Raw genomic sequence first — 24,351 nt, 5'->3', positions numbered from 1 at the left:
GGCTATCATGAAAAGAAGTAAATATATTGATCATACGTTATTAAAACCAGAAGCAACAAAAGAACAGATCAAAGAGTTATGTCAGCAGGCGATGGAATATGATTTCGCATCGGTCTGTGTGAATCCATACTGGGTTTCTTATTGTGCGCAGTTATTAAAAGAAAGCGATGTAATGGTCTGTACAGTTATCGGATTTCCATTAGGAGCCAATACCAGTGCACTTAAAGCATTTGAAACTAAAGAAGCCATTGAAAATGGAGCCGATGAAGTGGATATGGTAATCAACATTGGGGAATTAAAAGCAGGCAATGACAAAGCGGTTTTAGAAGATATTAAAGCCGTTGTACAGGCTTCAGAAGATAAGACGGTAAAAGTCATTCTTGAAACGTGTCTATTATCTGATGATGAAATTAGAAGAGCCTGTAATTTATGTGTAGAAGCCAAAGCGGAATTTGTGAAGACATCCACTGGTTTCAATCGTGAAGGAGCCAATGTTCATGTGGTTAAAGTGATGAAGGAAGCGGTACAGGATAAAGCTTTGATCAAGGCTGCAGGTGGGGTAAGAACACCGGAAGATATGGATGAAATGATCAAAGCAGGAGCCAGTCGTATTGGAACTTCAAAAGGAATTTCTTTAATGTAAAAAAGCTGCAGATTGCAGCTTTTTTTAACGGATACTGGCTTCCAAAGCAATTTTCATCATGTCATTGAAACATTGTTCTCTTTGTTGTGGAGTTGTGATTTCTTCAAATGCGAAAGAATCGGAAATTGTGCAGATTGCAGCTGCTTTTTTATGTAATACTTTCGCATTGTGAAATAAGGCAAAACTTTCCATTTCAACAGCCTGACATCCATGATCCATCGCATCTTTTGTACAGGAATCATCCTGACAGTAGAATACATCGGAAGAATGAATGCGGATTGGCTTGATTGATAAATTTAGATTGCTGGCACAATCTTTTATTGTCTGGCATAATTCTTCATCTGGATATTGAATATCATCTGGATCATTGGACTGAACTTGTGCAAAACTGGAACGAGAATAGGCACTTTCAATTAAAGTGACATCAAATAGTTTTAAATCGGGAGTGTATCCTCCAGCGGAACCAATACGAATAATAGTATCGACATCGTATTGAGAATATAATTCATAGGAATAGATGCCAATGCTTGGCATTCCCATTCCAGAACCCATAACCGATACTTTCTTTCCTTTATAATATCCTGTGTATCCAAACATATTTCGAATGGTATTAAAACATACTGGATTTTCTAAAAAGTTTTCCGCAATGTATTTTGCACGTAATGGATCTCCAGGCATTAAAACAACTTTTGCGACTTCTCCTTTTTGAGCCTGATTATGAGGTGTTGACATTTTTTTATCTCCTTTCTTTACTCTATTATTAGGATACCACTGATTTAAAATTAATGATATAATCTTTTTGGTATGGAGGTGTTTCAATGAAAGAAAAGAATAAATGGATATCTTTTATTTTTATTATAATTGGTAACTTACTGGTGGCCGCTTCTGTGTCTTTTTTTATTTTACCAAATGATATTTTAACCGGAGGAGTCGCTGGAGTGGTCGTAGCTTTAAGTCCACTGATACATATGGACAGCGTTTTAATGATCAATATTATTACGTATGCTCTGTTTATTCTGGGAGCTATTTTATTAGGAAAAGGATTTGCACTTAGAACGTTATTGTCTACTCTTGTTTACCCTTTAGGTGTTTCTATATTTTCTTATATATACAATTATTTTCCAGAAGGAACCTTTATTATGGAACCTTATCTGGCTTCCATTTATTCAGGATTGATTTCTGGAGTGGGATTGGGACTTTGTTTTCGCGTCAATGCCAGTACAGGAGGAATGGACATTCCAGCTTTGATTCTGCATAAATACACACCTTTATCTTCAGGAGACAGCGTTGCCATTGTGGATGTATTGACCATTCTGTTAGGTTTGATGATTCATGGTCTGCAGCCGGCTTTAATTGGAATTCTATCGGTATTTACTTCCAGTGCGGCAATCAATCGAACGATTTTACTGGGAACACAGAAAGCCATCAATTGTATGGTGATTTCAAATAAATGGATCGAAGTGCGTGACTATCTGGTTAATCAGCTGGGAAGAGGGGTAACGATATTGGATGGAATCGGAGGCTATTCTCAGGAATACCATCCAGTGATTATGTGTGTTATCAAACAGAAACATTTATCCATTCTTGAATCGAATATCAAAAAAATAGATCCATCCGCTTTTATTATTGTGAATAATGTTAATGAAGTTCATGGGGAAGGATTCACATATGGATACTATGACGAAGAATAAAATAAAGGAAATCATTGTTGTTGAAGGGAAAAATGATACCAATACCCTGCAGTCCTATTTTCAGTGTGATACCATTGAAACCAATGGGGATACTTTGAATGAAAATACATTAAAACGAATTGAACAGGCCCAGAAAGTAAGAGGAATCATCGTATTTACCGATCCAGATACACCGGGTGAACATATTCGAAGACAGATCAATGAAAGAATACCAGGTTGTAAAAATGCTTTTATTGATAAGAAAAAAGCCAGAACGGATAAAAAGGTGGGAGTGGAACATGCCAGTAAAGAAGATTTATGGCAGTCTTTAAAGAATTGTGTTACGTTTTCCAGTCCGATACAAAGCTTGTCTTTTGAAGAATTTTTAGATCTGGGATTGATGGGAGATTCTTTCAGAAGAAATCAGGTCTGTCAGTGGTTTCATATTGGACCTTGTAATGCGAAAACGTGTTTTAAAAGATTAAATGGTATGAATGTAACAAAAAAAGAAATAGAGGATCGATTCAATGCAGCCAATTGCGACAATTAAAAAAACAAAAGAAATACAGGAAAAATACAATGTTTTCACAAAGAAAACATATGGGCAGAATTTTATCATTGAGCCAAAAGTGGTTGAGAAAATTGCACAGGCGGCAATAAAAGATCCGAATGAACTGGTGTTTGAAATTGGTCCAGGAATAGGAGCTTTGACGCAGTTTCTATGTCAGAGAAGCAATCAGGTGATTGCCTTTGAAATTGATGATCGTTTTCTGGCAAAAGAAAATGATAAAGACTACAATGCGTTAAGTGTAATTACGAAATATCGATGTGATGTAAAAAAAGTAATGGATGTATCTCGTCATGTATTCTGGCCAAAACCAAATGTGGATTCTATGGTGATACAATTTACATTTCATCATAAATATCATTTAGAAAACGAAGATGTATTTTTTAAGATGGTTAAAGCCTGTTTTACACAAAGAAGAAAAACCATCTACAACAATTTTTCAGCCTTTGTTCAAAATAAAGAAATAGCTTTATCAATTTTAGAAAAAGCTGGTATAGAAGCTTCCACTCGAGGGCAACAATGTACATTGGATGATTTTATACGTTTATATGAATGTGGAAAGGAATATTATGATTGTTAGAGCTTATGCAAAAGTAAATTGTGCACTGGATATTGTAGGAGTATTTGAAAATGGATATCATGACTTAGATATGATCATGGCTCCCATTTCTTTATATGATGAAATTGAAATATCAGAAAGTGAGAAAGATGAAGTCATCTGTTTAAATGAAGACATTCCCAAAAGAAATACTGTTTCCAGTATGGTTGACTTATTAAAGAAAACTTATTCAATTGATTCTCATTATCGTATTGTGATTCATAAAAACATTCCTCAAATGTCTGGTATGGCGGGAGGATCTGCAGATGGAGCAGCTGTTTTAAAAGCCATATTGGAAATGGAAAAGATTTCTATATCCTTAGAAGAAAAAATCAACCTGGCTAAACAGATTGGAGCCGATGTTCCTTTCTGTGTTGTGAATCAATGGGCCAGAGTCAAAGGAATCGGGGAAAAAATTACTGTACTGGATACTGACTGGAAAATTCCTTGTCTGATCTTAAAACCGGATTGTGGGATTTCCACTCCGGTTGCCTTTAAAAACTGGCATGAATCCAGACCGATACAGGTAGATGTAGATGCCATCTGTGAAAGTGTTGTACATAAAGATTATGATGCCTTTATTCGATCCATCAATAATACGCTGGAACCGGTTGCCAGAAAGATGGAACCAATTCTGAATACAATCGAAGAAGAAATGATGAATCTGGGAATGGATCGGGTTATGATGTCTGGATCGGGATCTTCTATGATGGGATTTTCGATGAATATGGACATTATGAATCATGCGAAAAAAGAAATGGAAAAAAAGTATAATTTTGTAAAGATAGTGACAATTGGAGGATAATATGGTCTTTTCAATTTTAAAATACTGTATATTTTTAGTATGTTTTATATTGAGTGTATATGCTTGTTCATCTATTCAATTTGAAAAAATATGTAAAGTACAGAAGAGTGGAAAAGTGATCACACTTCTATTTCTTATTTCTTTTGTGCTGGCTTATCTGGCCACACAGGCAATTCTTGATTTGACAATATATAATGGACTTGGAGGATAAGTATGTTTGAAAGATGGTATGCCCTGGATGCAGGATCACATCAAATCCGAATTTATGATGAATCAAAGGATTGTTTTGTCCAGTTTCAAAGTCTGATTGCGTATAAAAATAATGAAATCGTTGCTTTATCGCATGATGCTTTAGAATATGTATACCATCGCAGTACTTCTATTAAAGTAAAATATCCTTTTTCAGAAGGAAAAATTAAAGGAGATATTGTTCCTTTAATTCAATATGGATTAAATTTAAAAAAAGAGAAGTCTATTTTTTCAAAACCCTGTTTACTGATTTGTTTGCCGGATAAAAATGAAACCGAACAGGATAAGTGGCTGAAAGCTTTAAAAAATGAAGGTATTCGAAAAATTGAGTTTATTTCTATTCCTCAACTGATGAATGAAAAAATACATTTTTATATTCATGCAGGTCATTCCTATACATTGATTGGATGCAATGTGAATGGAAAAGAAATCCTGTACAAACAAATTCCATTTGCGGGAATTCAAATGGATGAAGCCATTGTTCAGACTGTATTAAAAAAGACTTCCTGTATTATTTCAAAAGAAGATGCACGTATATTAAAAGAAGCGTGCAGTAAAAGTTTAAATATAAATAAAAATGCGAATTTAACTTGTTTTGGGATGAATAAATACAATCAGTATGAAAAAATCAATATTACTTCTATGAATATTTGGCCAGATCTTTTAGCTATTGAACAGCAGATTGTATTATGGACCAAGCAGATGATTTCTTCCTGTAACCTTGATCTGCAGGAAAAGATACTGGAACAGGGTATATATTTAAGTGGAGGACTGGCAAACTGTTTTGGATTAAGAGCGTATTTAAAACATGAACTTCATTGTCCAATTATTTGCACACAGAGTCCACAATACGATATTATAAATAAAATGAAGGGTTGGAAAAAATGATTGATTTTAAAATTATATTGATTCCACTGATTATATCGACTTTATTGACACCTTTTATCAAAAGATACTCGATTTATGCCAAAGCTTATGCTCTGGAAAATGAAAGAACAGTTCATCACGGGAAAATCAGTCGTATTGGAGGTGTAGCAATATATCTGGCCTTTTTTATCACAATGGCATTTTTTGTATCAACCGATCGAGCTTTATCAGGTATCGTTATTGGCGGATCCATTATGTTTTTTGCGGGACTGATCGATGATCTGATTGATATGAAGCCCATTGTTAAACTGGCATTAGAAATTGCAGCAGCCATTGTGCTGATTTATTATGGAGTTTCAGTGGACGTAATACGTATCTTTGGAGTGGTTATCGATATTCCGTTTTTAACTGTTTTATTTACAGTTATATGGATTGCGGGAATTACCAATGCCGTCAATCTTATGGATGGACTGGATGGACTGGCTGGTGGAATGAGCGTTGTGATACTGGTTGTCATTGGATGCCTGGCTCTTGTGGAAAGACGGATCGATGTAGTGACCATTACATTTATTCTGGCTGGAGCGACATTTGGTTTTTTAATTTTTAATGCCCATCCTGCCAGTATATTTATGGGAGATTGTGGTTCTTTATTTTTAGGATTTATGATATCTGCAATTTCATTACTGGGATTTAAGAGTTCAACCATTGTCACATTGGCTTTGCCTATGCTTTTATTGATGCTTCCTATTATTGATACCTTATCAGCAATTTTAAGGCGTACATTAAAGGGTATGAAATTTATGCAGGCGGATAAGAGTCATATTCATCACTTATTAATGAAACAGTTTGGTCATGGAAAAACCGTAATTATTATGTGTGGGATTACTTCTTTATTTGGATTAAGTGCTTTTATTTATATGATCAATAAAGTGATTGGTTTTATTGTAATCTTATCTTTATTATTAGGAATTGAATTATTTATTGAAAAATCAGCTATGATCAATGAAAAATTTCATCCTTTAATGGGATTGTATCGAAGAATTATAAAAAAATATAATGAAATAAAAGCTAAATTCTATTTTCGTTAAAAAGTCATTCTTAATTCATTTTATATTGGTATTCTAATTTTATGGAACCAAAAGAATGGATGATGAATAAAAATATTGTTTTAAAAAATCAGAAGTTAGAAATTCTTAAAGAGCAGGCAGAAAAAGAAGAAAACAATTTACTGGTTTCTTTATCTGACAACGAAATATTTGATTATATGGTTTCAAAATTAAATTACTGCAGAAGAAAAATGATGGGTTCCTGTCAGGATTTTAATGTGAATATTCGTTGTGGAGATATTTGTTTTATTGATTTTGGAAATTCCTATTTATACGAAATTGGGTATTTACATTTTGGTTTGATTTTATCTATACAAAGAGGAAAGGTGTTTGTGGTTCCTATTACTGGTTCCAATACAAAAGTATCTGGCAACAAAGAACACATTATGCAGCTGGGTAAGATTGAAGGAATGAGTAAGATCAGTGCATGTTATTTAAATGATGCGAAATGGATCAATTCTTCTCGTATTATAGATGTAAAAGCACATATTCCAGTAGATAGTGCATTATATTTATCAATCAAACAAAGAATTCATGAGGGCATTGGATAAAATGTCCTTTTTAATTTGAAATTTAAAAAAATTTTTATTATAGTTTCTTCATGAAAACAATTGTTGTGGCTTGTTCAGGTGGCCCAGACAGTATGGCTTTGCTGGATATGCTGAATCAGAAACAAAACTATAATATTATTGTATGCCATGTGAATTATCAGAAAAGAGAAAGTGCTTTTCGTGATGAATCTATTGTGAAAGAATACTGTCTAAAACATAATCTTTCCTTTCATCTGTTAAAACCCATTTATTCTTCCAGTCAGAATTTTCAGGCATGGGCAAGAGATGTTCGTTATGATTTTTTTGAACAAACAGCTAAAGAATACAAATGTCATCAGATTTTTGTAGCACATCATATGGACGATTTAATTGAAACGTATTATTTTCAGGTTCAACGACAGATGATCTGTGATACGTATGGATTGGCAAATTCAATGATTCGAAATGGGATGGAAATCGTTCGGCCTTTATTGGGATATACAAAGAAAGAATTGGAAGAGTATTGTATACATCATAAGATTTCTTATGGATTGGATGAATCCAATTTTACCGATCATTACACAAGAAATAAAATCCGTCATTCAAAAATCGAATATATGACAAGAAGCCAGAAGGAAGAAGTGTGCAAAGAAATTGAAATAAAAAACAAACAGTTAGAAGAATTTCGGAATCAAATTAAAGATTTTCTGATTTCTTTTACAGTGGATGAATTATTGGATAAAGAATACAGCTGGCTGTATCTGGATCAGTATTTATATGACAGGATGAAAATACATTTTTCAAAGAGATATTTAATGGATCTGATAGATAAATTAAAAAAGGATATATGTATTGATATAAAGGATTTTATTTTAGAACGGTACCATAATCATTTGTATTGTGAAAAGAAAAAAGAGAAGGTATATTACATCATAAATCAGATGGAATATAAAAAATATAAAGAATTTGAATTAAAAAAAGAAGGGAAGACCATTGAAGGAATTTTTGTGAAAGAAGAAGATTTTCCTTTAGTGGTACGAAATGCAGAAAAAGGAGACAGTATTTTACTTCGCTATGGTACAAAAAATATCAATCGTTTCTTTATCGATCGTAAAATTCCGCATTATAAACGAAGAAACTGGCTTGTGGTTGAAAATTGTAAACAAAAGATTATTTTTGTACCTGGAATTGGTTGTGATGTACAACATTTTAGTGTGAATTCGAATTTGTTTATGATACAATACATTTTGTAACTTAGGAGAATGTTATGAATAAAGATATTGAAAAAGTATTAATTTCAGAAGAAGAAATATCCAGTCGATGCAGATTACTGGCATCTGAACTGGAAATGAATTATAAAGATTTAGAAGAACCATTATTGATTGTTGGTTTATTAAAGGGAAGTGTGCCTTTCATGGCAGAATTAATGAAACGATTCACGATTCCCTGTGAAATTGATTTTATGAAAGTCAGTTCTTACGTAGGAACAAAATCTGTTGGAGATGTAAAAATCAATAAAGATCTGGATCATACTTGTGATGGAAAATGTGTTTTAATTGTGGAAGATATTATTGATACAGGTAAAACAATTAAAGCTGTAAAACAGATGTTCTATAATAAAGGAGCAAAAGATGTTAAAATTGTGGCTTTACTGGATAAACCAGAAGGTCGACAAGTGGATATTGAAGCAGATTATGTTGGATTTACCATTCCAAATGAATTTGTAGTGGGATATGGTCTGGATTATGATCAGAAATATCGCAATCTACCTTATGTAGGTGTTTTAAGTCCAAGTGTATATACAAAGTAAGGAGGTTAAATGATGAAGAAAAAGTGGCTGAATTATTTACCAACCATTTTTATCATTTGTATTATTGTTTCGCTGATGATGTATTCATCTTCTTCAACCAGCGAAAATCTGAATTTTACGCAGTTTGAAAAGAAAGCTGAAAAAGTAGAATTTAAAGATTCTTCGATTACAATTGAATCTACTATTATTCAGGTAGAAGGAACTTATAAAACAAATGATAAAGTAACAGCGTTTAAAGCAATTATTCCAAATACGGATAAAAATATTGAATGGTTGGAAGAAACATTATCTAAAGATGGTGGACAGATTACTGTTACCAATCCGGATGCGAATAAAGTCTGGGTTTCAATGCTGGCACAGATGATTCCATTTTTGATCATTGCGGTTGTATTTTATTTAATGATGGCAAAAATGGGCGGAGGCTCCAATGCGAAAGCTTTTGAATTTGCCAAAAGCAGAGCTCGCATGGAAAACGATGTAAAAGTCCGTTTTAAAGATGTTGCGGGTTGCGAAGAAGAAAAAGAAGAAGTGAAAGAAATTATTGATTATCTGAAAACGCCAAAACGTTTTACAGATATGGGTGCTCATATTCCTAAAGGTGTCCTGATGGTAGGTCCTCCTGGAACGGGAAAGACATTATTGGCCAAAGCGGTTGCCGGGGAAGCCAATGTTCCATTCTTTTCAATTTCAGGTTCGGATTTTGTGGAAATGTTTGTAGGTACAGGAGCTTCTCGTGTGCGTGATATGTTCAAAAATGCACAGAAAAATGCACCATGTATTGTATTTATTGATGAAATTGATGCGGTTGGTCGTCAGCGTGGAGCCGGTATGGGTGGCGGAAACGATGAACGTGAACAGACATTGAACCAGCTGCTGGTAGAAATGGATGGAATGACAGATAATACAGGAATTGTTGTCATTGCAGCCACTAACCGTCCGGATGTACTAGATCCTGCATTATTGCGTTCTGGACGATTTGATCGTCAGATTACTGTAAATTTACCAGATGTAAAAGGACGTAAAGAAATTTTAGGTGTTCATGCTCGAAATAAAAAACTGGCAAGCGATGTCAATCTGGAAAATCTGGCAAAACGTACACCTGGTTTTTCAGGGGCAGATCTGGCCAATGTATTGAATGAAGGGGCGATTTTAGCGGTACGGAATCGTAAAAATTTCATTACGATGAATGATTTAGATGAAGCCATTGACCGTGTAATGATGGGTCCTGCAAAGAAAAGTAAAAAATATACCGAAAAAGATAAAATGCTTGTATCTTATCATGAAGCTGGACATGCAGTCATTGGTCTGAAGCTTCCAGATGCGGATGCGGTACAGAAAGTTACGATCATTCCTCGTGGAGAAGCAGGTGGTTATAACCTGATGATGCCTCGAGAAGAAAGAATGTTCCCTACCAAAAAAGCATTCCTGGCACAGATTACTGGTTTATTAGGGGGTCGTGTTGCCGAAGAAATCATTTTTGGTCAGGATGCGGTGAGTGCAGGAGCCAGCAATGATATTGAAAAATTGACAAAAATTGCCAAAAACATGGTTCGTGTCTATGGTATGTCCACTTTAGGACCGATTCAATATGCGGATCCTCAGGGAAATGTATTCTTAGGACGTGATTATACACAAGGTGGAAATTATTCGGCAGGTGTTGCCGAAGAAATTGATAAAGAAGTTCGTAATATTGTAGACAGCTGTAAAAAACAGTGTCGTCAGATTCTGGAAGACAATCGTGAGCTTCTGGACCTGATTGCGAAATCTTTATATGAATATGAAACATTAACAAGTGAAGAAATTCTAAATCTGATGAATTATGGGACCATTGAGAATCCAAATGTTCAGAAAGTAGAAGAAGTCATTGTTGAACCAGAACAGGAACTGCCTCCCATTCCAGCAGGAGTGGATCAGAAAGATCTGGATGATGCGATGAATGAATTAACAAAGAAAAAAGACGCATAGCGTCTTTTCTTTTGGAGGAATAAAATGAAAGATCAGTTATGCAGAGCCCTGGTTTTAGAAAATCGAGTTCGTATTTTTATTTGTAAAACAACCGATATGGTACAAGAAGCCAGAGATCGTTTTGATTTACATCCTTGTGCCTGTGCTGCTTTAGGAAGAACCTTAACAATTGGAAGCATGATGGGTTCTATGTTGAAAGATGAACAGGAAATGCTGAATATTACTATTAATGGACATGGACCTATTGGAACAATTATGGTTGATGCCTATTCCAATGGAAATGTATGTGGATTCTGTTCCAATCCTCATGTGGAAGATATTCATATCAATGATAAAAAATTAAATGTAGGGGCAGTTGTTGGAAAAAATGGAACATTGACGGTCACAAAAAATTTACATATGCAGGATAATTTTTCAGGAACGGTACAATTACAGACTGGTGAAATTGGAGAGGATTTTGCGTATTATTTTGCCGTTTCGGAACAGACACCAACAGCCGTTTCGGTTGGTGTACTGGTGGATCCCAATGGGAATGTATTAAGCGCAGGAGGTTTGATTCTTCAAATGTTGCCAGATGCCACAGAAGAAGATATCTGTATTTGTGAAAATATCATTCAGGGATTAAAACCGATGTCCACTTTAATTTTAGATTATGAAGATGTTGGTCTAAAAAGACTGGTACAGGATATCTTTGATGCTCCTAATCTATTATCCACTCAGGAAATTCATTATTCCTGCCCTTGTTCAAAGGAAAGAATGGCATCGGGTCTGTCCTGTTTAAAGGATGAAGATTTAAAAGAAATGATCGAAGTTGACAAAGGATGCAGTGTCACATGTAATTTCTGTAACGAACAGTATTCTTTTTCAGCGGAAGATTTAAAACAGATCCTGGAGAAAAAACATGTTTAAAATTGGAAATGTGACCATTGAAAATCCCATTGTGATTGCTCCATTAGCTGGAGTATCTAATATTGCGTTTCGTAAAATAGCGAAACAGTTTGGAGCTGGTCTGGTTTGTAATGAGATGGTAAGTGATAAAGCGTTATTTTATCAGTCCAAGAAAACAATAGAGATGTGTGTAAGTAATCCAGATGAACATCCATTGAGTTTTCAATTGTTTGGTCATGATTTAGAAACGGTCATTTATGGAGCTAAATATTTAGATACACAGACGGATTGTGACATTATTGATTTTAATATGGGATGTCCGGTTAACAAAGTGATTAAAGCAAAATCCGGCAGTTATTTAATGAAAGACATTGACTATGCACAGGAATTGATACATGCGATTGTACAGAATGTACATAAACCGGTAACAGTAAAAATGCGTTTGGGATACGATGAAGATCATATCAATTGTATTGAAATGGCAAAAGCACTGGAAAAAGCAGGGGTTTCCTGTATCACTGTACATGGAAGAACACGACGTCAAATGTATGAGGGAAAAGCAGACTGGTCTTATATTAAAAAAGTAAAAGAAGCCGTTTCCATTCCGGTAATTGGTAATGGAGATGTCAAGAGTGTGTCAGATTTCTTTTTGATGAAAGAACAGACGGGCTGTGATGGAGTCATGATTGGAAGGGGAATTATAGGAAATCCATTTTTGATACAGGAATGTAAAGATGCTTTAGAAGGAGGGCATCATGAATTTTCGATTGAAGATCGAATTCAGATCTGTATGCAGCATGCCAGAGATCTTTCTTATTATAAAGGAGAAAAAGTAGCAATTCATCAGATGAGAGGATTGGCTTCCTGGTATTTAAAAGGATTACCCAATTGTCATGTTTTTAAAAATATGTGTTCCAGTATGAATTCGTTACAAGACCTGGAAAATATATTAAATGAATATAAAGCCGCTTTGTAAGCGGTTTTAAATTTAGTAGACAAGGAGTCATTTTATTAATATAATCTATATAAAGGAGAACGAAATTATGAAATATAATACAAAAGCGTTTTTTGAAGGAAGAGAAATTCAGGCTTATAAATATTTTGGGGCACACATTGAAAAAAATGGCGTTACTTTTCGTGTATATGCACCTCATGCACAGACCATTTCAGTAGTGGGATCTTTCAACAATTGGGATGATACTAAAAATGTAATGAAAAGAGATTTCCAGGGAATCTGGTCTTGTACCGTAAAAGATGCAAAAGAAGGAGATCTGTACAAATTCAGAGTAAAACAAGCCAGTGGAGAAACAGTGGATAAAATCGATCCATATGCTTTCCGTTCAGAATTAAGACCAAACAATGCATGCGTCGTTGCTTCGTTGGAACATTATAAATGGTCTGATGAGAAATGGATGTCCACTCGTACAAAAGGATTTGACAAACCTGTCAACATCTATGAATTAAATCTGGGTTCATGGATGAAAGGGGATGGAACAAAAGAAGGAGAAATCATTGAACATTTCCTTCATTATGATGAAATTGAAAAAAATCTAATTCAACATTGTAAATCGCATGGATTTACTCATGTCGAATTTATGCCTTTATGTGAATTTCCGTTTGATGGATCCTGGGGATATCAATGTACATGTTACTTTGCCCCAACAGCTCGTTATGGAACCATTGAAAAATTAAAACATTTTGTCAATGCGCTTCATAAAGCGGGAATTGGAGTTATCATGGATTTTGTTCCGGTTCATTTTGTGACAGATAATTATGCTCTTCGTTATTATGATGGAACTCCATTATATGAATATGATAAAGCAGAAGATGCATATTCAGAATGGGGAACTTTAAATTTCAATTTATGGCGTGAAGAAGTAAGATCGTTCTTAATGTCTGCTGCGAATTTCTGGTTAGAAGAATTCCATTTTGACGGATTGAGAATGGATGCGATTTCCAATGCGATTTACTGGAAAGGAAATAAGGATCGTGGTGTAAATGAAGGGGCATGTATCTTCTTAAGAAGAATGAACCACTTATTAAATGTAGCCCATAATGGAAGCATTATGTTGATTGCGGAAGATTCCAGTGATTTTCCAGGTGTGACTCGTTTAGGAAGCGATGGAGGATTGGGATTTGATTATAAATGGGATATGGGCTGGATGAATGATACTTTAAAATATCTGGCAATGGATCCGATTTATCGTCAATGGCACCATAATAAAATTAATTTCTCTATGGCTTATTTCTATTCTGAAAACTTTATTTTGCCATTCTCACATGATGAAACTGTACACGGAAAAGCAACGATTGTGAATAAGATGTGGGGAAATTACAACGATAAATTTGCTCAGGCACGTGCTTTATATGTATATATGTTTACGCATCCTGGAAAGAAATTAAATTTCATGGGAAATGAAATTGGTCAGATGCGTGAATGGGATGAAAAGAAAACATGTGACTGGTTCTTAAGAGAAATGCCAATGCATGATAGTTTTGAGAAATTATTTATGGAATTGGGAAAATTGTATACAAAAAATGATGCCTTCTTTGAAAAAGATTATAGTTGGGAAAGTTTTAAATGGATCGATGCAGACAACAATAAACAGAATCTGTTCTCTTATATTAGAAGAGGATCTACTAAAGATTTTGTGGTTGTATTAAATTTTTCAACCAATGCGTATACTAATCAGCAATTTGGTGTAGAACGAAAAGGAAAATATAAAGAAATCATCAATACACAATGGCATTGTTACAGCGGAACTATACCTAATGAACAGAAACAGACTTGTCAGGCAATTAAACTGGAAAAACACAATATGCCATACATGATTGAAATTAATGTTCCAGCTTTAGGAGCAACTATCTTTGAGGTTCGTCACCAAAAACCAAAAGCAACACAAAAGAAAGAAGGATAGTTCCTTCTTTCTTTTTAGATAGAGAGTGAGTTATGAACAATTCAAAAAAAGCCAAACTTCGACATGAAAAAATTCGAGATCTTCTGCAGAAAAATGATGTGATGAAAATACAGGACCTATGCAGGATCTGTGATGTTTCAATTGCGACCATTCGAAATGATTTGACGTATCTGGAAAAAATTGGCGTATTAAAGCGGGTCATTGGAGGAGCGGTTTCAACGGAAGGAACTTGTCGAGATACGATCTATGCTTCGCGAATCAATTTGTTTAAAGAAGAAAAAGAAAAAATCGCAAGATATGTAGTCGATCATATAATTGAGAAGAATATGACAATTTGTCTGGATGCAGGAACAACCAATCAATATATTGCACAGGCGTTAATGGAAAAGGATATACCATGTAAAGTAATCACAAATGCATCCAATATATTATCTACGTTAATAAAGTCAAAAAATATTGAGATTCATCTGATTGGAGGAAAATTAAATAAAGAGCACAACGCTTTCTTTGATCGAAAAGCTATTGAACAGGCAGAACAATATAAAACAGATATTTATTTTCTTTCTCCGAATGGAATTGATTCTCACTGTATTTCTTTGAGTTCAAGACAGGAAGCAATCATTAAAAGAGTTTTTATAGAGAATGCAAACAAAGTGATTGTGGTTGCCGACCATTCAAAATTCAATCGAAATGCAGGAAATTATCTGATGGATGTAGAAGATGTCAATGAATTTATCAGTGATACGACAATAGACGGATAAATCCGTCTTTTTTTAAATCCAAAATTAGCGATGACGCTAATTTTGTGTTATGCTATAGAAAAGAAGGAGGTACAATGTACTATGAAAATTATTGTATGTAAAGATTATGAAGAAGTCAGTAAAGTAATGGCTGAAAAAGTGGTGTCTATTGTGAATCAGAAACCCGATTGTGTTTTTTGTTTACCAGCTGGAAATTCTCCAATTGGAATGTATAAAGAACTGGTGAAAATGTATCAGGAAGGAAAAGTGGACTTTTCTCAAATGAGAACATTTGATATGGATGAATATGCAGGTTTGAAACCAGAGGATTGTCATAGTTTTATCTATTTTATGCATCAACATTTTTTGGATCATGTAAATATCGATCTGAAAAACGTAAGATATCCAGATGCATGTGCAGAGGATTTAGATGCGATGTGTAAACAGTACGCTCAGGATATTATTGATGCTGGAGGATTGGACATTGCCATTACAGGAATTGGGGATGATGGGCACATTGCTTTTAACGAACCGAATTCTTATCTTCTTCCAAGATGTCATGTGGTCAAACTGGATGAAGCAACACGCAAACAGAATGAATCTGCTTTTAAAGACTGTCTGACAGGTGTACCAGAATATGCAATTTCTACAGGAATGGAAGAACATATGAAAACCAGAAATTATTTTGTGGTATGTTCTGGTAAACACAAAGCACCTTTATTAAAGAAATTATTTGAAAACGATCATATTGATCCAATGTATCCTGTTTCTTTTTTAAGAATGCATCCAAATGTAGAATTTATCATTGATGAACAGGCAGCCAGTGAATTGGATGAAGAAATCTTAAATTATTATAAATAATCTGTTATAATCTCAATATGAGTCAATATTTTGAAAACGATTTAAAATTAAAAGATGAACCAAATGTCATTCATTTTGAATTGATGAACAAAAATTATGTTTTACAGTCTAATACAGGCGTATTTTCCAAAGATAAACTGGATATGGGAACACGTATTTTACTGGAAACTGTACTAAAAGAAGAAAAGAAACCGAATCGAGTGCTGGATCTGGGATGTGGGATTGGCCCGGTTGGTGTGGTTTTGTATCAGAACTGGAAAAGTGATATTGTGATGATCGATGTCAATGAAAAAGCTATATCTTTATCAAAGGAGAATATTGAAAGGAATCATTGTAAAGCAACTGTGAAATGTCAGAATGGATTAGTTGAAGAAGACGGATTGTTTGACTGTATCGTTTTTAACCCTCCGATTCGTACAGGAAAAACGATTATGTATTCTTTATTTGATCAATGTATTGAACATTTGGATGGAAATCTTTATATAGTGATTCGTAAGCAGCATGGAGCACAAAGTGCAATGAATCATTTTGTTGAAAAGGGATGCAATGTACAAAGAATTGCCAGAGAAAAGGGATACTGGGTTTTAAAGATATATTGTCAATAAAATGAATTTTTGTTAGAATACATTTTATGAAAAACAAAGGGTATATCTATATTTTAATCACTGTATTTTTATGGTCGACTGGTGGTATTTTAATAAAATATACTTCTGGAAATGCCATTGCGATCAATGGGATTCGTTCTTTGGTTGCTTTAGGTTTATTTTATCTATATAAACGAGGATTAAAGATTAAGATCAATCGGTATGTCATACTGGCTGCCTTCTGTTTGATGATGACCAATACGTTATATGTGATTGCCAATAAAATGACAACGGCAGCCAATGCTATCGTATTACAGTATCTGGCTCCTATATTTGTTTTATTGTGGGACTGTATCTATCATAAAAGACTTCCTTCTTTAAAACAGTTTATTCTTGTTTTAATGGCATTTAGTGGAATGGTACTATTCTTCTTTGATCAGCTGGATGGCGGAAAACTGATTGGAAACTGTCTGGCAATCTGTGCAGGGCTTTGTTTCTCAGGAGTTTTCTTTGTGAATTCTTTACCTGAATCCAGCAGCGAAGATGCCAGTATGTTAGGATTTCTGCTTTCTTTTATCGTAGCCATTCCGTTCTTGAATCAGATGGATTATACCAATACCGTTTCGAATATTGCCTTACTGGCTTTAGGAATATTCCAGGTGGGACTGGCTTATGTATTCTTTTCCAAAGGTTCTAAAATGACCAATCCTGTAACAACTTCTTTAATTGGACTGTTAGAGGCAGTTATGAATCCAATATGGGTTTTCCTGTTTTATGGAGAAACAATGGGAACGTATGCTTTAATGGGTTCTGCGGTTATTATTTTCTCTGTTGCATTAAATACAATATGGACAGCAAAAGAGGCCTAGGCCTCTTTTATTTGTATAATATTTTTAATATCTTTGACTTGTTCCAGTTCTTCTTTTGTCAGTTCATTTGTGATCAGCTGATCGATTTCACTGAATTTACAGTAAATAAATGGAGCTTCTTTTTGAAATTTATATCGATCACAAACCGCTATGATTTTTTTGCTGCGATTGATGATGTGTCTTTTAAATCCAACTTCACGCATATCATTATGTGTGAATCCATCACAATTCATAATGCCATCGGTACCTAAGATCGCAACATCGATATTAATACGATTGATGACTTCATCCGCAAAAAATCCATAACAGCGCAATCCTTCATTTAATACATTACCGCCCGCAAAAACAATTCTTAAATTCATTTTTGCACATTCTAAAGCCAGTGGAAGTGAATTTGTCACTATGGTCAGATCTTTTTTCATCGTAATGTATTGAATTCCTAAAATGATCGTACTTCCTGAATCCAGATAAACAACCTGACCATCTTTAATTTCCTGAAAGGCACGAAATACAACCTTTCTTTTTTCTTTGGGATGTTCCTGACTTCTTAAATAAACAGGAAGTTCTCCTAAAGAATTATCCATACGAGCGTATCCATGTTCTCGAATGACAATGTTCTGCTGTTCCATTTCATTTAAATCGTTTCGTAAAGTTTCTGGAGTGACTTTTAATAGTTTTGCCAGATCCACAATTTTAATTCGACCCTCCTGTAGTAGAATGTTACGAATCTGGGTCTGTCTTTCATCTTTCTTTTTTGACATCTTTTACTCCTTTATATAGCCAAAGGTAAAATGTTCCCCTGTTTTTTTATCGTTTCGATAACTAAAACACAATTCTTTTTCTTTTTTTGTGTCCATATGACTAGAATAGATATTTGTGATTCCATTATTTTTAAGCATTTGAATGTTGATTCCCTGATTATCCAGATAGGCTTTTTCATTTGGCATATAACGAATAAAAGGCTCTACATCAAAAGGTAAAGCTTTGATCTGTTCAATGACTTCCATACCAACTTCTAAAGAATCAAATAAAATGCTGGGAGAGAAAAAAGCTTTTGTGGACTCAGGACGAATCACTTTTTTGCGGATCAATTCTTTTACGGCTTTATCTACAATCTGCTGGCAGGTTCCTTTCCATCCTGAATGAATGACACAAACACAAGGAGTTGTTTCATCCACCAGTAATAATCCAATACAGTCTGCTGTAAAAACACCGATTAAAGTATTTGATTCGGTTGTATAGAGTGCATCTACATTCATAATACTGCTTTCTTTTTCATAAGCTCCTTTTGACCAGTCTTTTTTTGTGACTTCCTGGATATTGGCGGTGTGTTTTTGCCAGGGTAATATCCACTGGTTCAAAGGAAGAGTTTCCATTTCCAGCTGATGTCGATTCTTTAATACATCTTCTGGATTAATGCAGACATGTAGAGCCATATTGTTCTGTTCAGGAGCTTTTAAATCTTTAAGAGTGGTAGCTCCATAAATATTGGTATTTAGATGAACGATCTTATTCATTTCGATACACCCCTGTAATTTCTCCTATATAGATATAATGAAGATCGTCATTTGGATAATTCTTTTCATAAATGTCAGGAAAGATAAATGAATCTTTTTCAAATTTACTGACATATAATTTCTTCAGGATCCATACTTCTTTTGCTTCTTCAAAAGCAGGCTGACCATCTATATCTGTTAAATGAAAATGAACGTTTTCAATTTTATTTTCATCTTTACCGGATTTAGTTCCCAGATAGGACAATTCTTTATGATATCCATCAAAGAAAGATAAAGTAAATGAATCGGATGCATCAACAAATTCTCTGGTGTATCGTTGTGGACGAATAAATACAATAGCAATGTCTTTATTCCAAAGATGACCTAAAGCTCCCCAGGATGCAGTCATGGTATTTGTGATACCATCTTTTCTGGCACTGATCAGTAGCCAGTCCTTTCCGATTTTATGAAATGGATCAAAATTTAAGGTATGATAATCGATTGGTTTAAACATGATAGTCCCCCTTTTTTTATTTATTGTAACAAATTTTCAAAAATTTAGCACTAAAATATTGACGGTGCTAAATATTATGGTATACTGTTAGCAGACAGAGAAATGGAGTGCTAGATTGGAGGGCATATGGGATTAACGAATAGACAAAATGTTATCTTTAAAACGATTGTTGAAGAGTTTACTCGTACTGCAGAACCGATTGGCTCTAAGACTTTAATGAATTTACTGGATTTCCCTGTTTCATCCGCCACGATTCGAAATGAGATGGCAGCACTGGAAAAGGTGGGATTGCTTGAAAAAACACATACTTCCAGTGGACGGATCCCAAGTTCGAAAGGATATCGATATTATGTCGAGAATCTTCTGGAAACGAATCTGGATGTACCTATGCAGCAAACTCTGAAAACATATTTTACACAAAGACATTATTCAATCGATGATGTTGTTTCAAAAAGCTGTGATATTCTTTCTGAAATGACAAATTTAACTTCCATCGCATTGGGACCGGATTGTGAGGATCAATGTCTTCAGCATGTTCAGCTGGTTCCTGTAAATGAAAAAAGTGCAGTGGCTATCATTGTGACGAATAAAGGTCATACAGAAAATAAATTTTTTCAGTTTAAAGAAGAAGTGTCCACAGATGATTTAAAGAAATGTACGGATTTATTAAATGATAAACTGGTGGGAACGCCAATTTGCCAGGTAGTGGATCGTATGAACGATATACATCCTATTATGGCAGCGACCCTGGTTCGTCATGAAGTTTTGTTTGAAGCATTTGTGACAGCCTTTATGAAATTTGCACAGGATCGAATAAAAGTCTCTGGTCGTGGGAATATGTTATTTCAACCTGAATTTTCAGACCTGAATCGTTTGAAAGAATTAATGAATGTACTGGAAAATGGTCATATGATCAAAGAATGGACAAATAAAGAAAGCAATGTTTCAGTTCGGATTGGAAATCGAAAAGAATTGACACAGATTGGGGACTGTTCCATTATCAGTGCAAAATTCCATTATTCAGATAGTGAAGAAGGTCAGTTAATGGTTGTGGGTCCAAATCGAATGCAGTATTCTAAAGTAGTCGGTTTGATGGATTATATGACAAATGTGATTGAAGATATATTCTATGATGATAAAAATAAGGGAGGTGGAAACGATGAGTAAAGAAGATGTGAAAGAAGAAAAAGTTGAAAAAGAAGTCACAGAACCGGAAACGGAAAAAATAGATGAAGAAAAAGCTGTGGATGAAAGAGATGCTTTGATTGAAAGTTTACAAAGCGAGGTAGCAAAATTAAAAAATGATTTTGCTAGAGCCTATGCGGATACAGAAAATATGAAAAAGCGTCTGACAAAGGAAGCAGACAATGCGAAAAAATATCGTTTTAAGGATTCAGCACTGGAATTGCTTCCAATTGTGGATAACATGGCAATGGCTCTGAATGTTCAGACAGAAGACGAGGCGTTATTAAATTATGTAAAAGGATTTGAAATGATTTATAAACAGTTTCTTTCAGTACTGGATAAAGAAGGAGTCAAAGAAATTGAAGCAGATGGAAAACCTTTTGATCACAATACAATGCAGGCTTTGATGCAGGAAAAACAGGATGGTGTCGAATCTGGAATTGTATTGGAAGTTTTACAGAAGGGATATATGTTAAAAGATCGAATTTTAAGACCTGCCTTAGTGAAGGTTAGTGAGTAAAGGAGGAATTGACTATGGCAAAAATTATTGGTATTGACTTAGGTACAACAAACAGTTGTGTGGCAGTAATGGAAGGAAAAGATTGTAAAGTAATTCCAAATCCAGAAGGAAATCGTACAACTCCAAGTGTTGTTGCTTTTAAAAATGGAGAACGTATTGTAGGGGATGCTGCAAAACGTCAGGCGGTAACAAATCCTAATACAATCAGTTCAATTAAACGTTTGATGGGTACAAATGAAAAAGTACAGGCAGAAGGTAAGAGTTATACACCACAGGAAGTTTCTGCAATGATTCTTCAATATTTAAAAGGATATGCAGAAGATTATTTAGGTGAAAAAGTCACAAAAGCAGTTATTACAGTTCCAGCTTATTTTAACGATGCACAGCGTCAGGCAACAAAAGATGCAGGACGTATTGCTGGATTGGAAGTAGAACGTATTATTAACGAACCAACAGCAGCTGCATTGGCTTATGGTATTGATAAAACAGATAAAGAACAGAAAGTATTGATCTATGACTTAGGTGGAGGTACTTTCGACGTTTCAATTCTTGATTTAGCGGATGGTACTTTTGAAGTATTATCAACAAATGGGGACACTCGTTTAGGTGGAGATGACTTTGATAACGTACTGGTTGACTGGATGATCGATATGTTTAAGAAAGATAACGGTGTAGATTTGTCAAAAGATAAAATGGCAATGCAGCGTTTAAAAGAAGCAGCTGAAAAAGCGAAGAAAGATTTAAGTGGAGTTTCTCAGACACAGATTTCATTGCCATTTATTTCAATGGGAGCTGCAGGACCTTTACATTTAGATACAACATTAACACGTGCTAAATTTGACGCAATGACAAAACATTTAGTAGATCGTACATTGATTCCAATTGAAAATGCATTAAGAGATGCAGGATTATCAAAATCAGATATTGATCAGGTTTTATTAGTTGGTGGATCCACTCGTATTCCTGCTGTTCAGGAAGCTGTACGTAACGCATTAGGAAAAGCACCAAATCATTCTGTAAACCCAGATGAAGCAGTTGCGATGGGTGCTTCTATTCAAGGTGGTGTCATTTCTGGTGATGTAAACGATGTATTGCTGCTGGATGTTACACCATTGTCATTAGGTATTGAAACAATGGGTGGAGTTATGACAGTACTGATTCCACGTAATACAACAATTCCAACAAGTAAATCACAGATCTTCTCTACAGCTGCAGACAATCAGCCAGCTGTTGATATCCGTGTATTACAGGGAGAACGTCCAATGGCAGCGGACAATAAAGAATTAGGAAACTTCCAGTTAACAGGAATTGCTCCAGCTCGTAGAGGGGTTCCTCAAATTGAAGTTAAATTTGATATTGATGCCAATGGTATTGTACATGTTAGTGCAAAAGACAAAGGTACTGGAAAAGAACAGTCTATTACAATTCAGAATTCAAGTGGATTGAGTGATGAAGAAATTGATCGTATGGTTCGTGAAGCAGAAGAACATAAAGCTGAAGATGACAAACGTAAAGAAGAAATTGATTTACGTAACCGTGCGGAAGGGTTCATTGCACAGGTGGATTCTGTATTAGAAGACAATAAAGATAAGATTGATGCAAAACAGGCTGAAGAAACAAAGAAACTTCGTGATGAACTTCAGAAAGCATTGGATGAAAACAATATGGATGAAGTTAAAGCTAAATTGGATCTGCTGGAAAGAGCTGCACAACAGGCAGGTTCTCAAATGTATCAGCAGCAGCAATCTTCAAATTCTGATGATGATGTTGTCGATGCAGAATTTACGGAAAAACACTAAAAAATAAAAGTTCTAGCTTTGCTAGAACTTTGTCGTGCTTGAAGGAGGATTAAACATGGCAGAGAAAAGAGATTACTATGAGGTACTTGGAGTCAGTAAAAGTGCCACTCAGGATGAAATAAAGAAGGCATATCGAAAATTGGCCATGAAATATCACCCAGACCGAAATAAAGAACCGGGTGCAGAAGAAAAGTTTAAAGAAATCAATGAAGCATATGAAGTACTAAGTGATGAACAAAAACGAAAAACATATGATCAGTTTGGATTTGCTGGAATGGATGGAGCCTTTGGACAAGGCGGATTCTCTGGCCAGGGATTCTCTGATTTTGGTGGATTTGAAGATATTTTTTCTTCTTTCTTTGGTGGATCGGGATTTGGTTCCAGTCGACGTGCTTCCAATGCACCTAGACCTGGACAGGATCGGTATATTCAGATTCGTGTCGATTTTATGGATGCAATCATGGGCAAAACAGAAACCATTCCGCTGGAAGTGGATGAACAATGCGATCACTGTAAAGGAACAGGGGCTGAAAGTCCAAGTGATATAACAACTTGTTCTCGCTGTAATGGAAATGGCTATATTGTGACATCTCAACAAAGTCTGTTTGGTATGGTTCAGCAGCAAAGTGTATGTCCTGACTGTCGTGGAACAGGAAAACGTGTAACACGCAAATGCCGTAAATGCGGTGGTATGGGATATGAACACAAACGAATTAAAGTGGATGTAAAGATTCCAGCAGGGATTCAATCGGGTCAACAGCTTCGTATACGTGGAAAAGGAGAACGTGGAACCAATGGAGGTCCAAATGGAGATTTATATGTAGAAATCATTGTAAAGTCTCATCCTACTTTCAAAAGAGAAGGAAACAATATCAATATTACCGTTCCAATCAGCTCTTTAGATGCGACACTGGGATGTAAAATTGATGTACCAACGGTATATGGAGATTGTGAATTGACCATTCCGGAAGGAACACAGCCAAACACTCGTTTTGTACTTCGTGGTAAAGGAGTAAAAACAAGAAATGGTCAGGGAGATCAGTATGTTGAAGTAACGGTTGAAATTCCAAAGAAACTTTCTAGAAAAGAAAAAGAATTGTATGAACAGCTTCGTAGTGGACAATCGGAATCGGCTTTTGATCGCTTTAAAAATGCTTTTAAATAAC

27 protein-coding genes are annotated in these 24,351 nt (G+C 35.0%); 23 read left to right on the top strand and 4 right to left on the bottom strand.

Annotated elements, in window-relative coordinates:
• Positions 1 to 7 precede the first annotated feature (7 nt).
• Entirely contained in the window at positions 8 to 643 is a 636-nt protein-coding gene (deoC, locus tag FYJ50_RS01795) for a deoxyribose-phosphate aldolase (protein WP_154459335.1), read from the top strand.
• Positions 644 to 667: 24 nt separating this feature from the next.
• On the opposite strand, the gene deoD is transcribed toward deoC, so the two are convergent.
• Positions 668 to 1,375, bottom strand: coding sequence for a purine-nucleoside phosphorylase (gene deoD, locus FYJ50_RS01790; protein ID WP_154459334.1), 708 nt, complete (start codon positions 1,373 to 1,375; stop codon positions 668 to 670).
• 86 nt (positions 1,376 to 1,461) lie between these two features.
• On the opposite strand from deoD, the gene FYJ50_RS01785 reads away from it, so the two are divergent.
• The 18 genes from FYJ50_RS01785 (at position 1,462) to FYJ50_RS01700 (ending at position 17,671) form a co-directional block, all read left to right on the top strand.
• Positions 1,462 to 2,334, top strand: a complete 873-nt coding sequence (locus FYJ50_RS01785; protein WP_154459333.1) for a YitT family protein — start codon at positions 1,462 to 1,464, stop codon at positions 2,332 to 2,334.
• Entirely contained in the window at positions 2,321 to 2,863 is a 543-nt protein-coding gene (rnmV, locus tag FYJ50_RS01780) for a ribonuclease M5 (protein WP_154459332.1), read from the top strand. The genes FYJ50_RS01785 and rnmV overlap by 14 nt, the downstream gene beginning before the upstream one ends.
• Positions 2,841 to 3,461, top strand: a complete 621-nt coding sequence (locus FYJ50_RS01775; protein WP_154459331.1) for a ribosomal RNA small subunit methyltransferase A — start codon at positions 2,841 to 2,843, stop codon at positions 3,459 to 3,461. The genes rnmV and FYJ50_RS01775 overlap by 23 nt, the downstream gene beginning before the upstream one ends.
• Entirely contained in the window at positions 3,451 to 4,284 is an 834-nt protein-coding gene (gene ispE, locus FYJ50_RS01770; protein WP_154459330.1) for a 4-(cytidine 5'-diphospho)-2-C-methyl-D-erythritol kinase, read from the top strand. The genes FYJ50_RS01775 and ispE overlap by 11 nt, the downstream gene beginning before the upstream one ends.
• A gap of 1 nt (position 4,285) precedes the next feature.
• On the top strand, positions 4,286 to 4,495 hold the full coding sequence (locus FYJ50_RS01765; RefSeq protein ID WP_154459329.1) for a DUF1146 domain-containing protein: 210 nt from the start codon (positions 4,286 to 4,288) through the stop codon (positions 4,493 to 4,495).
• A 2-nt stretch (positions 4,496 to 4,497) separates the two neighbouring features.
• Entirely contained in the window at positions 4,498 to 5,421 is a 924-nt protein-coding gene (locus FYJ50_RS01760; protein ID WP_154459328.1) for a rod shape-determining protein, read from the top strand.
• Positions 5,418 to 6,488: an MraY family glycosyltransferase gene (locus tag FYJ50_RS01755; RefSeq protein ID WP_154459327.1), complete on the top strand. Its 1,071-nt coding sequence runs from the start codon at positions 5,418 to 5,420 to the stop codon at positions 6,486 to 6,488. The genes FYJ50_RS01760 and FYJ50_RS01755 overlap by 4 nt, the downstream gene beginning before the upstream one ends.
• A gap of 41 nt (positions 6,489 to 6,529) precedes the next feature.
• Positions 6,530 to 7,057 (top strand): hypothetical protein, encoded by a 528-nt coding sequence (locus FYJ50_RS01750; RefSeq protein WP_154459326.1) that lies wholly within the window; start codon positions 6,530 to 6,532, stop codon positions 7,055 to 7,057.
• Positions 7,058 to 7,107: 50 nt separating this feature from the next.
• The gene (tilS, locus tag FYJ50_RS01745; RefSeq protein ID WP_154459325.1) at positions 7,108 to 8,289 is read left to right on the top strand and encodes a tRNA lysidine(34) synthetase TilS; all 1,182 of its coding nucleotides are present in this window, start codon (positions 7,108 to 7,110) and stop codon (positions 8,287 to 8,289) included.
• 14 nt (positions 8,290 to 8,303) lie between these two features.
• On the top strand, positions 8,304 to 8,846 hold the full coding sequence (gene hpt / locus FYJ50_RS01740) for a hypoxanthine phosphoribosyltransferase (RefSeq protein WP_154459324.1): 543 nt from the start codon (positions 8,304 to 8,306) through the stop codon (positions 8,844 to 8,846).
• Positions 8,847 to 8,855: 9 nt separating this feature from the next.
• Positions 8,856 to 10,811: an ATP-dependent zinc metalloprotease FtsH gene (gene ftsH, locus FYJ50_RS01735; RefSeq protein ID WP_154459323.1), complete on the top strand. Its 1,956-nt coding sequence runs from the start codon at positions 8,856 to 8,858 to the stop codon at positions 10,809 to 10,811.
• 24 nt (positions 10,812 to 10,835) lie between these two features.
• A complete protein-coding gene (gene hslO, locus FYJ50_RS01730) occupies positions 10,836 to 11,720 on the top strand; it encodes an Hsp33 family molecular chaperone HslO (RefSeq protein ID WP_154459322.1) in 885 nt (294 codons plus the stop codon).
• Positions 11,713 to 12,675, top strand: coding sequence for a tRNA dihydrouridine synthase DusB (dusB, locus tag FYJ50_RS01725; protein WP_154459321.1), 963 nt, complete (start codon positions 11,713 to 11,715; stop codon positions 12,673 to 12,675). The genes hslO and dusB overlap by 8 nt, the downstream gene beginning before the upstream one ends.
• A 67-nt stretch (positions 12,676 to 12,742) precedes the next feature.
• On the top strand, positions 12,743 to 14,617 hold the full coding sequence (glgB, locus tag FYJ50_RS01720; RefSeq protein WP_154459320.1) for a 1,4-alpha-glucan branching protein GlgB: 1,875 nt from the start codon (positions 12,743 to 12,745) through the stop codon (positions 14,615 to 14,617).
• A 32-nt stretch (positions 14,618 to 14,649) separates the two neighbouring features.
• The gene (locus FYJ50_RS01715; protein WP_154459319.1) at positions 14,650 to 15,378 is read left to right on the top strand and encodes a DeoR/GlpR family DNA-binding transcription regulator; all 729 of its coding nucleotides are present in this window, start codon (positions 14,650 to 14,652) and stop codon (positions 15,376 to 15,378) included.
• An 81-nt stretch (positions 15,379 to 15,459) separates the two neighbouring features.
• Complete coding sequence (nagB, locus tag FYJ50_RS01710) at positions 15,460 to 16,218, top strand: glucosamine-6-phosphate deaminase (protein ID WP_154459318.1); 759 nt, start codon at positions 15,460 to 15,462, stop codon at positions 16,216 to 16,218.
• A 17-nt stretch (positions 16,219 to 16,235) separates the two neighbouring features.
• On the top strand, positions 16,236 to 16,823 hold the full coding sequence (locus FYJ50_RS01705; protein WP_154459317.1) for a class I SAM-dependent methyltransferase: 588 nt from the start codon (positions 16,236 to 16,238) through the stop codon (positions 16,821 to 16,823).
• Between the two features lie 26 nt (positions 16,824 to 16,849).
• Entirely contained in the window at positions 16,850 to 17,671 is an 822-nt protein-coding gene (locus tag FYJ50_RS01700; RefSeq protein WP_154459316.1) for a DMT family transporter, read from the top strand.
• Here the strand turns inward: FYJ50_RS01700 and FYJ50_RS01695 are convergent.
• Genes FYJ50_RS01695 through FYJ50_RS01685 form a run of 3 tightly spaced genes read right to left on the bottom strand, consistent with a single transcriptional unit; the run spans position 17,668 to position 19,681 of the window.
• Positions 17,668 to 18,432: a DeoR/GlpR family DNA-binding transcription regulator gene (locus tag FYJ50_RS01695; RefSeq protein ID WP_154459315.1), complete on the bottom strand. Its 765-nt coding sequence runs from the start codon at positions 18,430 to 18,432 to the stop codon at positions 17,668 to 17,670. The two genes, FYJ50_RS01700 and FYJ50_RS01695, sit on opposite strands and share 4 nt — an antisense overlap.
• Positions 18,433 to 18,435: 3 nt before the next feature.
• Positions 18,436 to 19,188 (bottom strand): purine nucleoside phosphorylase YfiH/LACC1 family protein, encoded by a 753-nt coding sequence (locus FYJ50_RS01690; protein ID WP_235900900.1) that lies wholly within the window; start codon positions 19,186 to 19,188, stop codon positions 18,436 to 18,438.
• Complete coding sequence (locus FYJ50_RS01685) at positions 19,181 to 19,681, bottom strand: flavin reductase family protein (RefSeq protein ID WP_154459314.1); 501 nt, start codon at positions 19,679 to 19,681, stop codon at positions 19,181 to 19,183. Before FYJ50_RS01685 ends, FYJ50_RS01690 begins: the two co-directional genes overlap by 8 nt.
• A 126-nt stretch (positions 19,682 to 19,807) precedes the next feature.
• Between FYJ50_RS01685 and hrcA the strand changes: the two genes are divergently transcribed.
• The 4 genes from hrcA to dnaJ are packed head-to-tail and all read left to right on the top strand — an operon-like array spanning position 19,808 to position 24,350.
• Positions 19,808 to 20,848 carry a heat-inducible transcriptional repressor HrcA gene (hrcA, locus tag FYJ50_RS01680; protein ID WP_154459313.1) on the top strand — a complete coding sequence of 347 codons (1,041 nt, stop codon included), beginning with the start codon at positions 19,808 to 19,810 and terminating at the stop codon, positions 20,846 to 20,848.
• Positions 20,841 to 21,386: a nucleotide exchange factor GrpE gene (grpE, locus tag FYJ50_RS01675; protein WP_154459312.1), complete on the top strand. Its 546-nt coding sequence runs from the start codon at positions 20,841 to 20,843 to the stop codon at positions 21,384 to 21,386. Before hrcA ends, grpE begins: the two co-directional genes overlap by 8 nt.
• A 14-nt stretch (positions 21,387 to 21,400) precedes the next feature.
• Complete coding sequence (gene dnaK, locus FYJ50_RS01670; RefSeq protein ID WP_154459311.1) at positions 21,401 to 23,185, top strand: molecular chaperone DnaK; 1,785 nt, start codon at positions 21,401 to 21,403, stop codon at positions 23,183 to 23,185.
• A 55-nt stretch (positions 23,186 to 23,240) separates the two neighbouring features.
• Positions 23,241 to 24,350, top strand: coding sequence for a molecular chaperone DnaJ (gene dnaJ, locus FYJ50_RS01665; protein ID WP_154459310.1), 1,110 nt, complete (start codon positions 23,241 to 23,243; stop codon positions 24,348 to 24,350).
• Position 24,351: the final 1 nt, after the last annotated feature.

The organism is Floccifex porci, from assembly GCF_009696175.1.
In the GTDB taxonomy this organism is placed as follows: Bacteria; Bacillota_I; Bacilli_A; order Erysipelotrichales; family Erysipelotrichaceae; genus Floccifex; species Floccifex porci.
Note: the sequence above shows the minus strand (reverse complement) of the source record. Positions and strands in the feature narration are given on the sequence as shown.

Coding starts and splice junctions, on each gene's coding strand:
- deoC (WP_154459335.1), top strand. CDS start 8: ATGAAAAGAAGTAAATATATTGATCATACGTTATTAAAACCAGAAGCA.
- deoD (WP_154459334.1), bottom strand. CDS start 1,375: ATGTCAACACCTCATAATCAGGCTCAAAAAGGAGAAGTCGCAAAAGTT.
- FYJ50_RS01785 (WP_154459333.1), top strand. CDS start 1,462: ATGAAAGAAAAGAATAAATGGATATCTTTTATTTTTATTATAATTGGT.
- rnmV (WP_154459332.1), top strand. CDS start 2,321: ATGACGAAGAATAAAATAAAGGAAATCATTGTTGTTGAAGGGAAAAAT.
- FYJ50_RS01775 (WP_154459331.1), top strand. CDS start 2,841: ATGCAGCCAATTGCGACAATTAAAAAAACAAAAGAAATACAGGAAAAA.
- ispE (WP_154459330.1), top strand. CDS start 3,451: ATGATTGTTAGAGCTTATGCAAAAGTAAATTGTGCACTGGATATTGTA.
- FYJ50_RS01765 (WP_154459329.1), top strand. CDS start 4,286: ATGGTCTTTTCAATTTTAAAATACTGTATATTTTTAGTATGTTTTATA.
- FYJ50_RS01760 (WP_154459328.1), top strand. CDS start 4,498: ATGTTTGAAAGATGGTATGCCCTGGATGCAGGATCACATCAAATCCGA.
- FYJ50_RS01755 (WP_154459327.1), top strand. CDS start 5,418: ATGATTGATTTTAAAATTATATTGATTCCACTGATTATATCGACTTTA.
- FYJ50_RS01750 (WP_154459326.1), top strand. CDS start 6,530: ATGGAACCAAAAGAATGGATGATGAATAAAAATATTGTTTTAAAAAAT.
- tilS (WP_154459325.1), top strand. CDS start 7,108: ATGAAAACAATTGTTGTGGCTTGTTCAGGTGGCCCAGACAGTATGGCT.
- hpt (WP_154459324.1), top strand. CDS start 8,304: ATGAATAAAGATATTGAAAAAGTATTAATTTCAGAAGAAGAAATATCC.
- ftsH (WP_154459323.1), top strand. CDS start 8,856: ATGATGAAGAAAAAGTGGCTGAATTATTTACCAACCATTTTTATCATT.
- hslO (WP_154459322.1), top strand. CDS start 10,836: ATGAAAGATCAGTTATGCAGAGCCCTGGTTTTAGAAAATCGAGTTCGT.
- dusB (WP_154459321.1), top strand. CDS start 11,713: ATGTTTAAAATTGGAAATGTGACCATTGAAAATCCCATTGTGATTGCT.
- glgB (WP_154459320.1), top strand. CDS start 12,743: ATGAAATATAATACAAAAGCGTTTTTTGAAGGAAGAGAAATTCAGGCT.
- FYJ50_RS01715 (WP_154459319.1), top strand. CDS start 14,650: ATGAACAATTCAAAAAAAGCCAAACTTCGACATGAAAAAATTCGAGAT.
- nagB (WP_154459318.1), top strand. CDS start 15,460: ATGAAAATTATTGTATGTAAAGATTATGAAGAAGTCAGTAAAGTAATG.
- FYJ50_RS01705 (WP_154459317.1), top strand. CDS start 16,236: ATGAGTCAATATTTTGAAAACGATTTAAAATTAAAAGATGAACCAAAT.
- FYJ50_RS01700 (WP_154459316.1), top strand. CDS start 16,850: ATGAAAAACAAAGGGTATATCTATATTTTAATCACTGTATTTTTATGG.
- FYJ50_RS01695 (WP_154459315.1), bottom strand. CDS start 18,432: ATGTCAAAAAAGAAAGATGAAAGACAGACCCAGATTCGTAACATTCTA.
- FYJ50_RS01690 (WP_235900900.1), bottom strand. CDS start 19,188: ATGAATAAGATCGTTCATCTAAATACCAATATTTATGGAGCTACCACT.
- FYJ50_RS01685 (WP_154459314.1), bottom strand. CDS start 19,681: ATGTTTAAACCAATCGATTATCATACCTTAAATTTTGATCCATTTCAT.
- hrcA (WP_154459313.1), top strand. CDS start 19,808: ATGGGATTAACGAATAGACAAAATGTTATCTTTAAAACGATTGTTGAA.
- grpE (WP_154459312.1), top strand. CDS start 20,841: ATGAGTAAAGAAGATGTGAAAGAAGAAAAAGTTGAAAAAGAAGTCACA.
- dnaK (WP_154459311.1), top strand. CDS start 21,401: ATGGCAAAAATTATTGGTATTGACTTAGGTACAACAAACAGTTGTGTG.
- dnaJ (WP_154459310.1), top strand. CDS start 23,241: ATGGCAGAGAAAAGAGATTACTATGAGGTACTTGGAGTCAGTAAAAGT.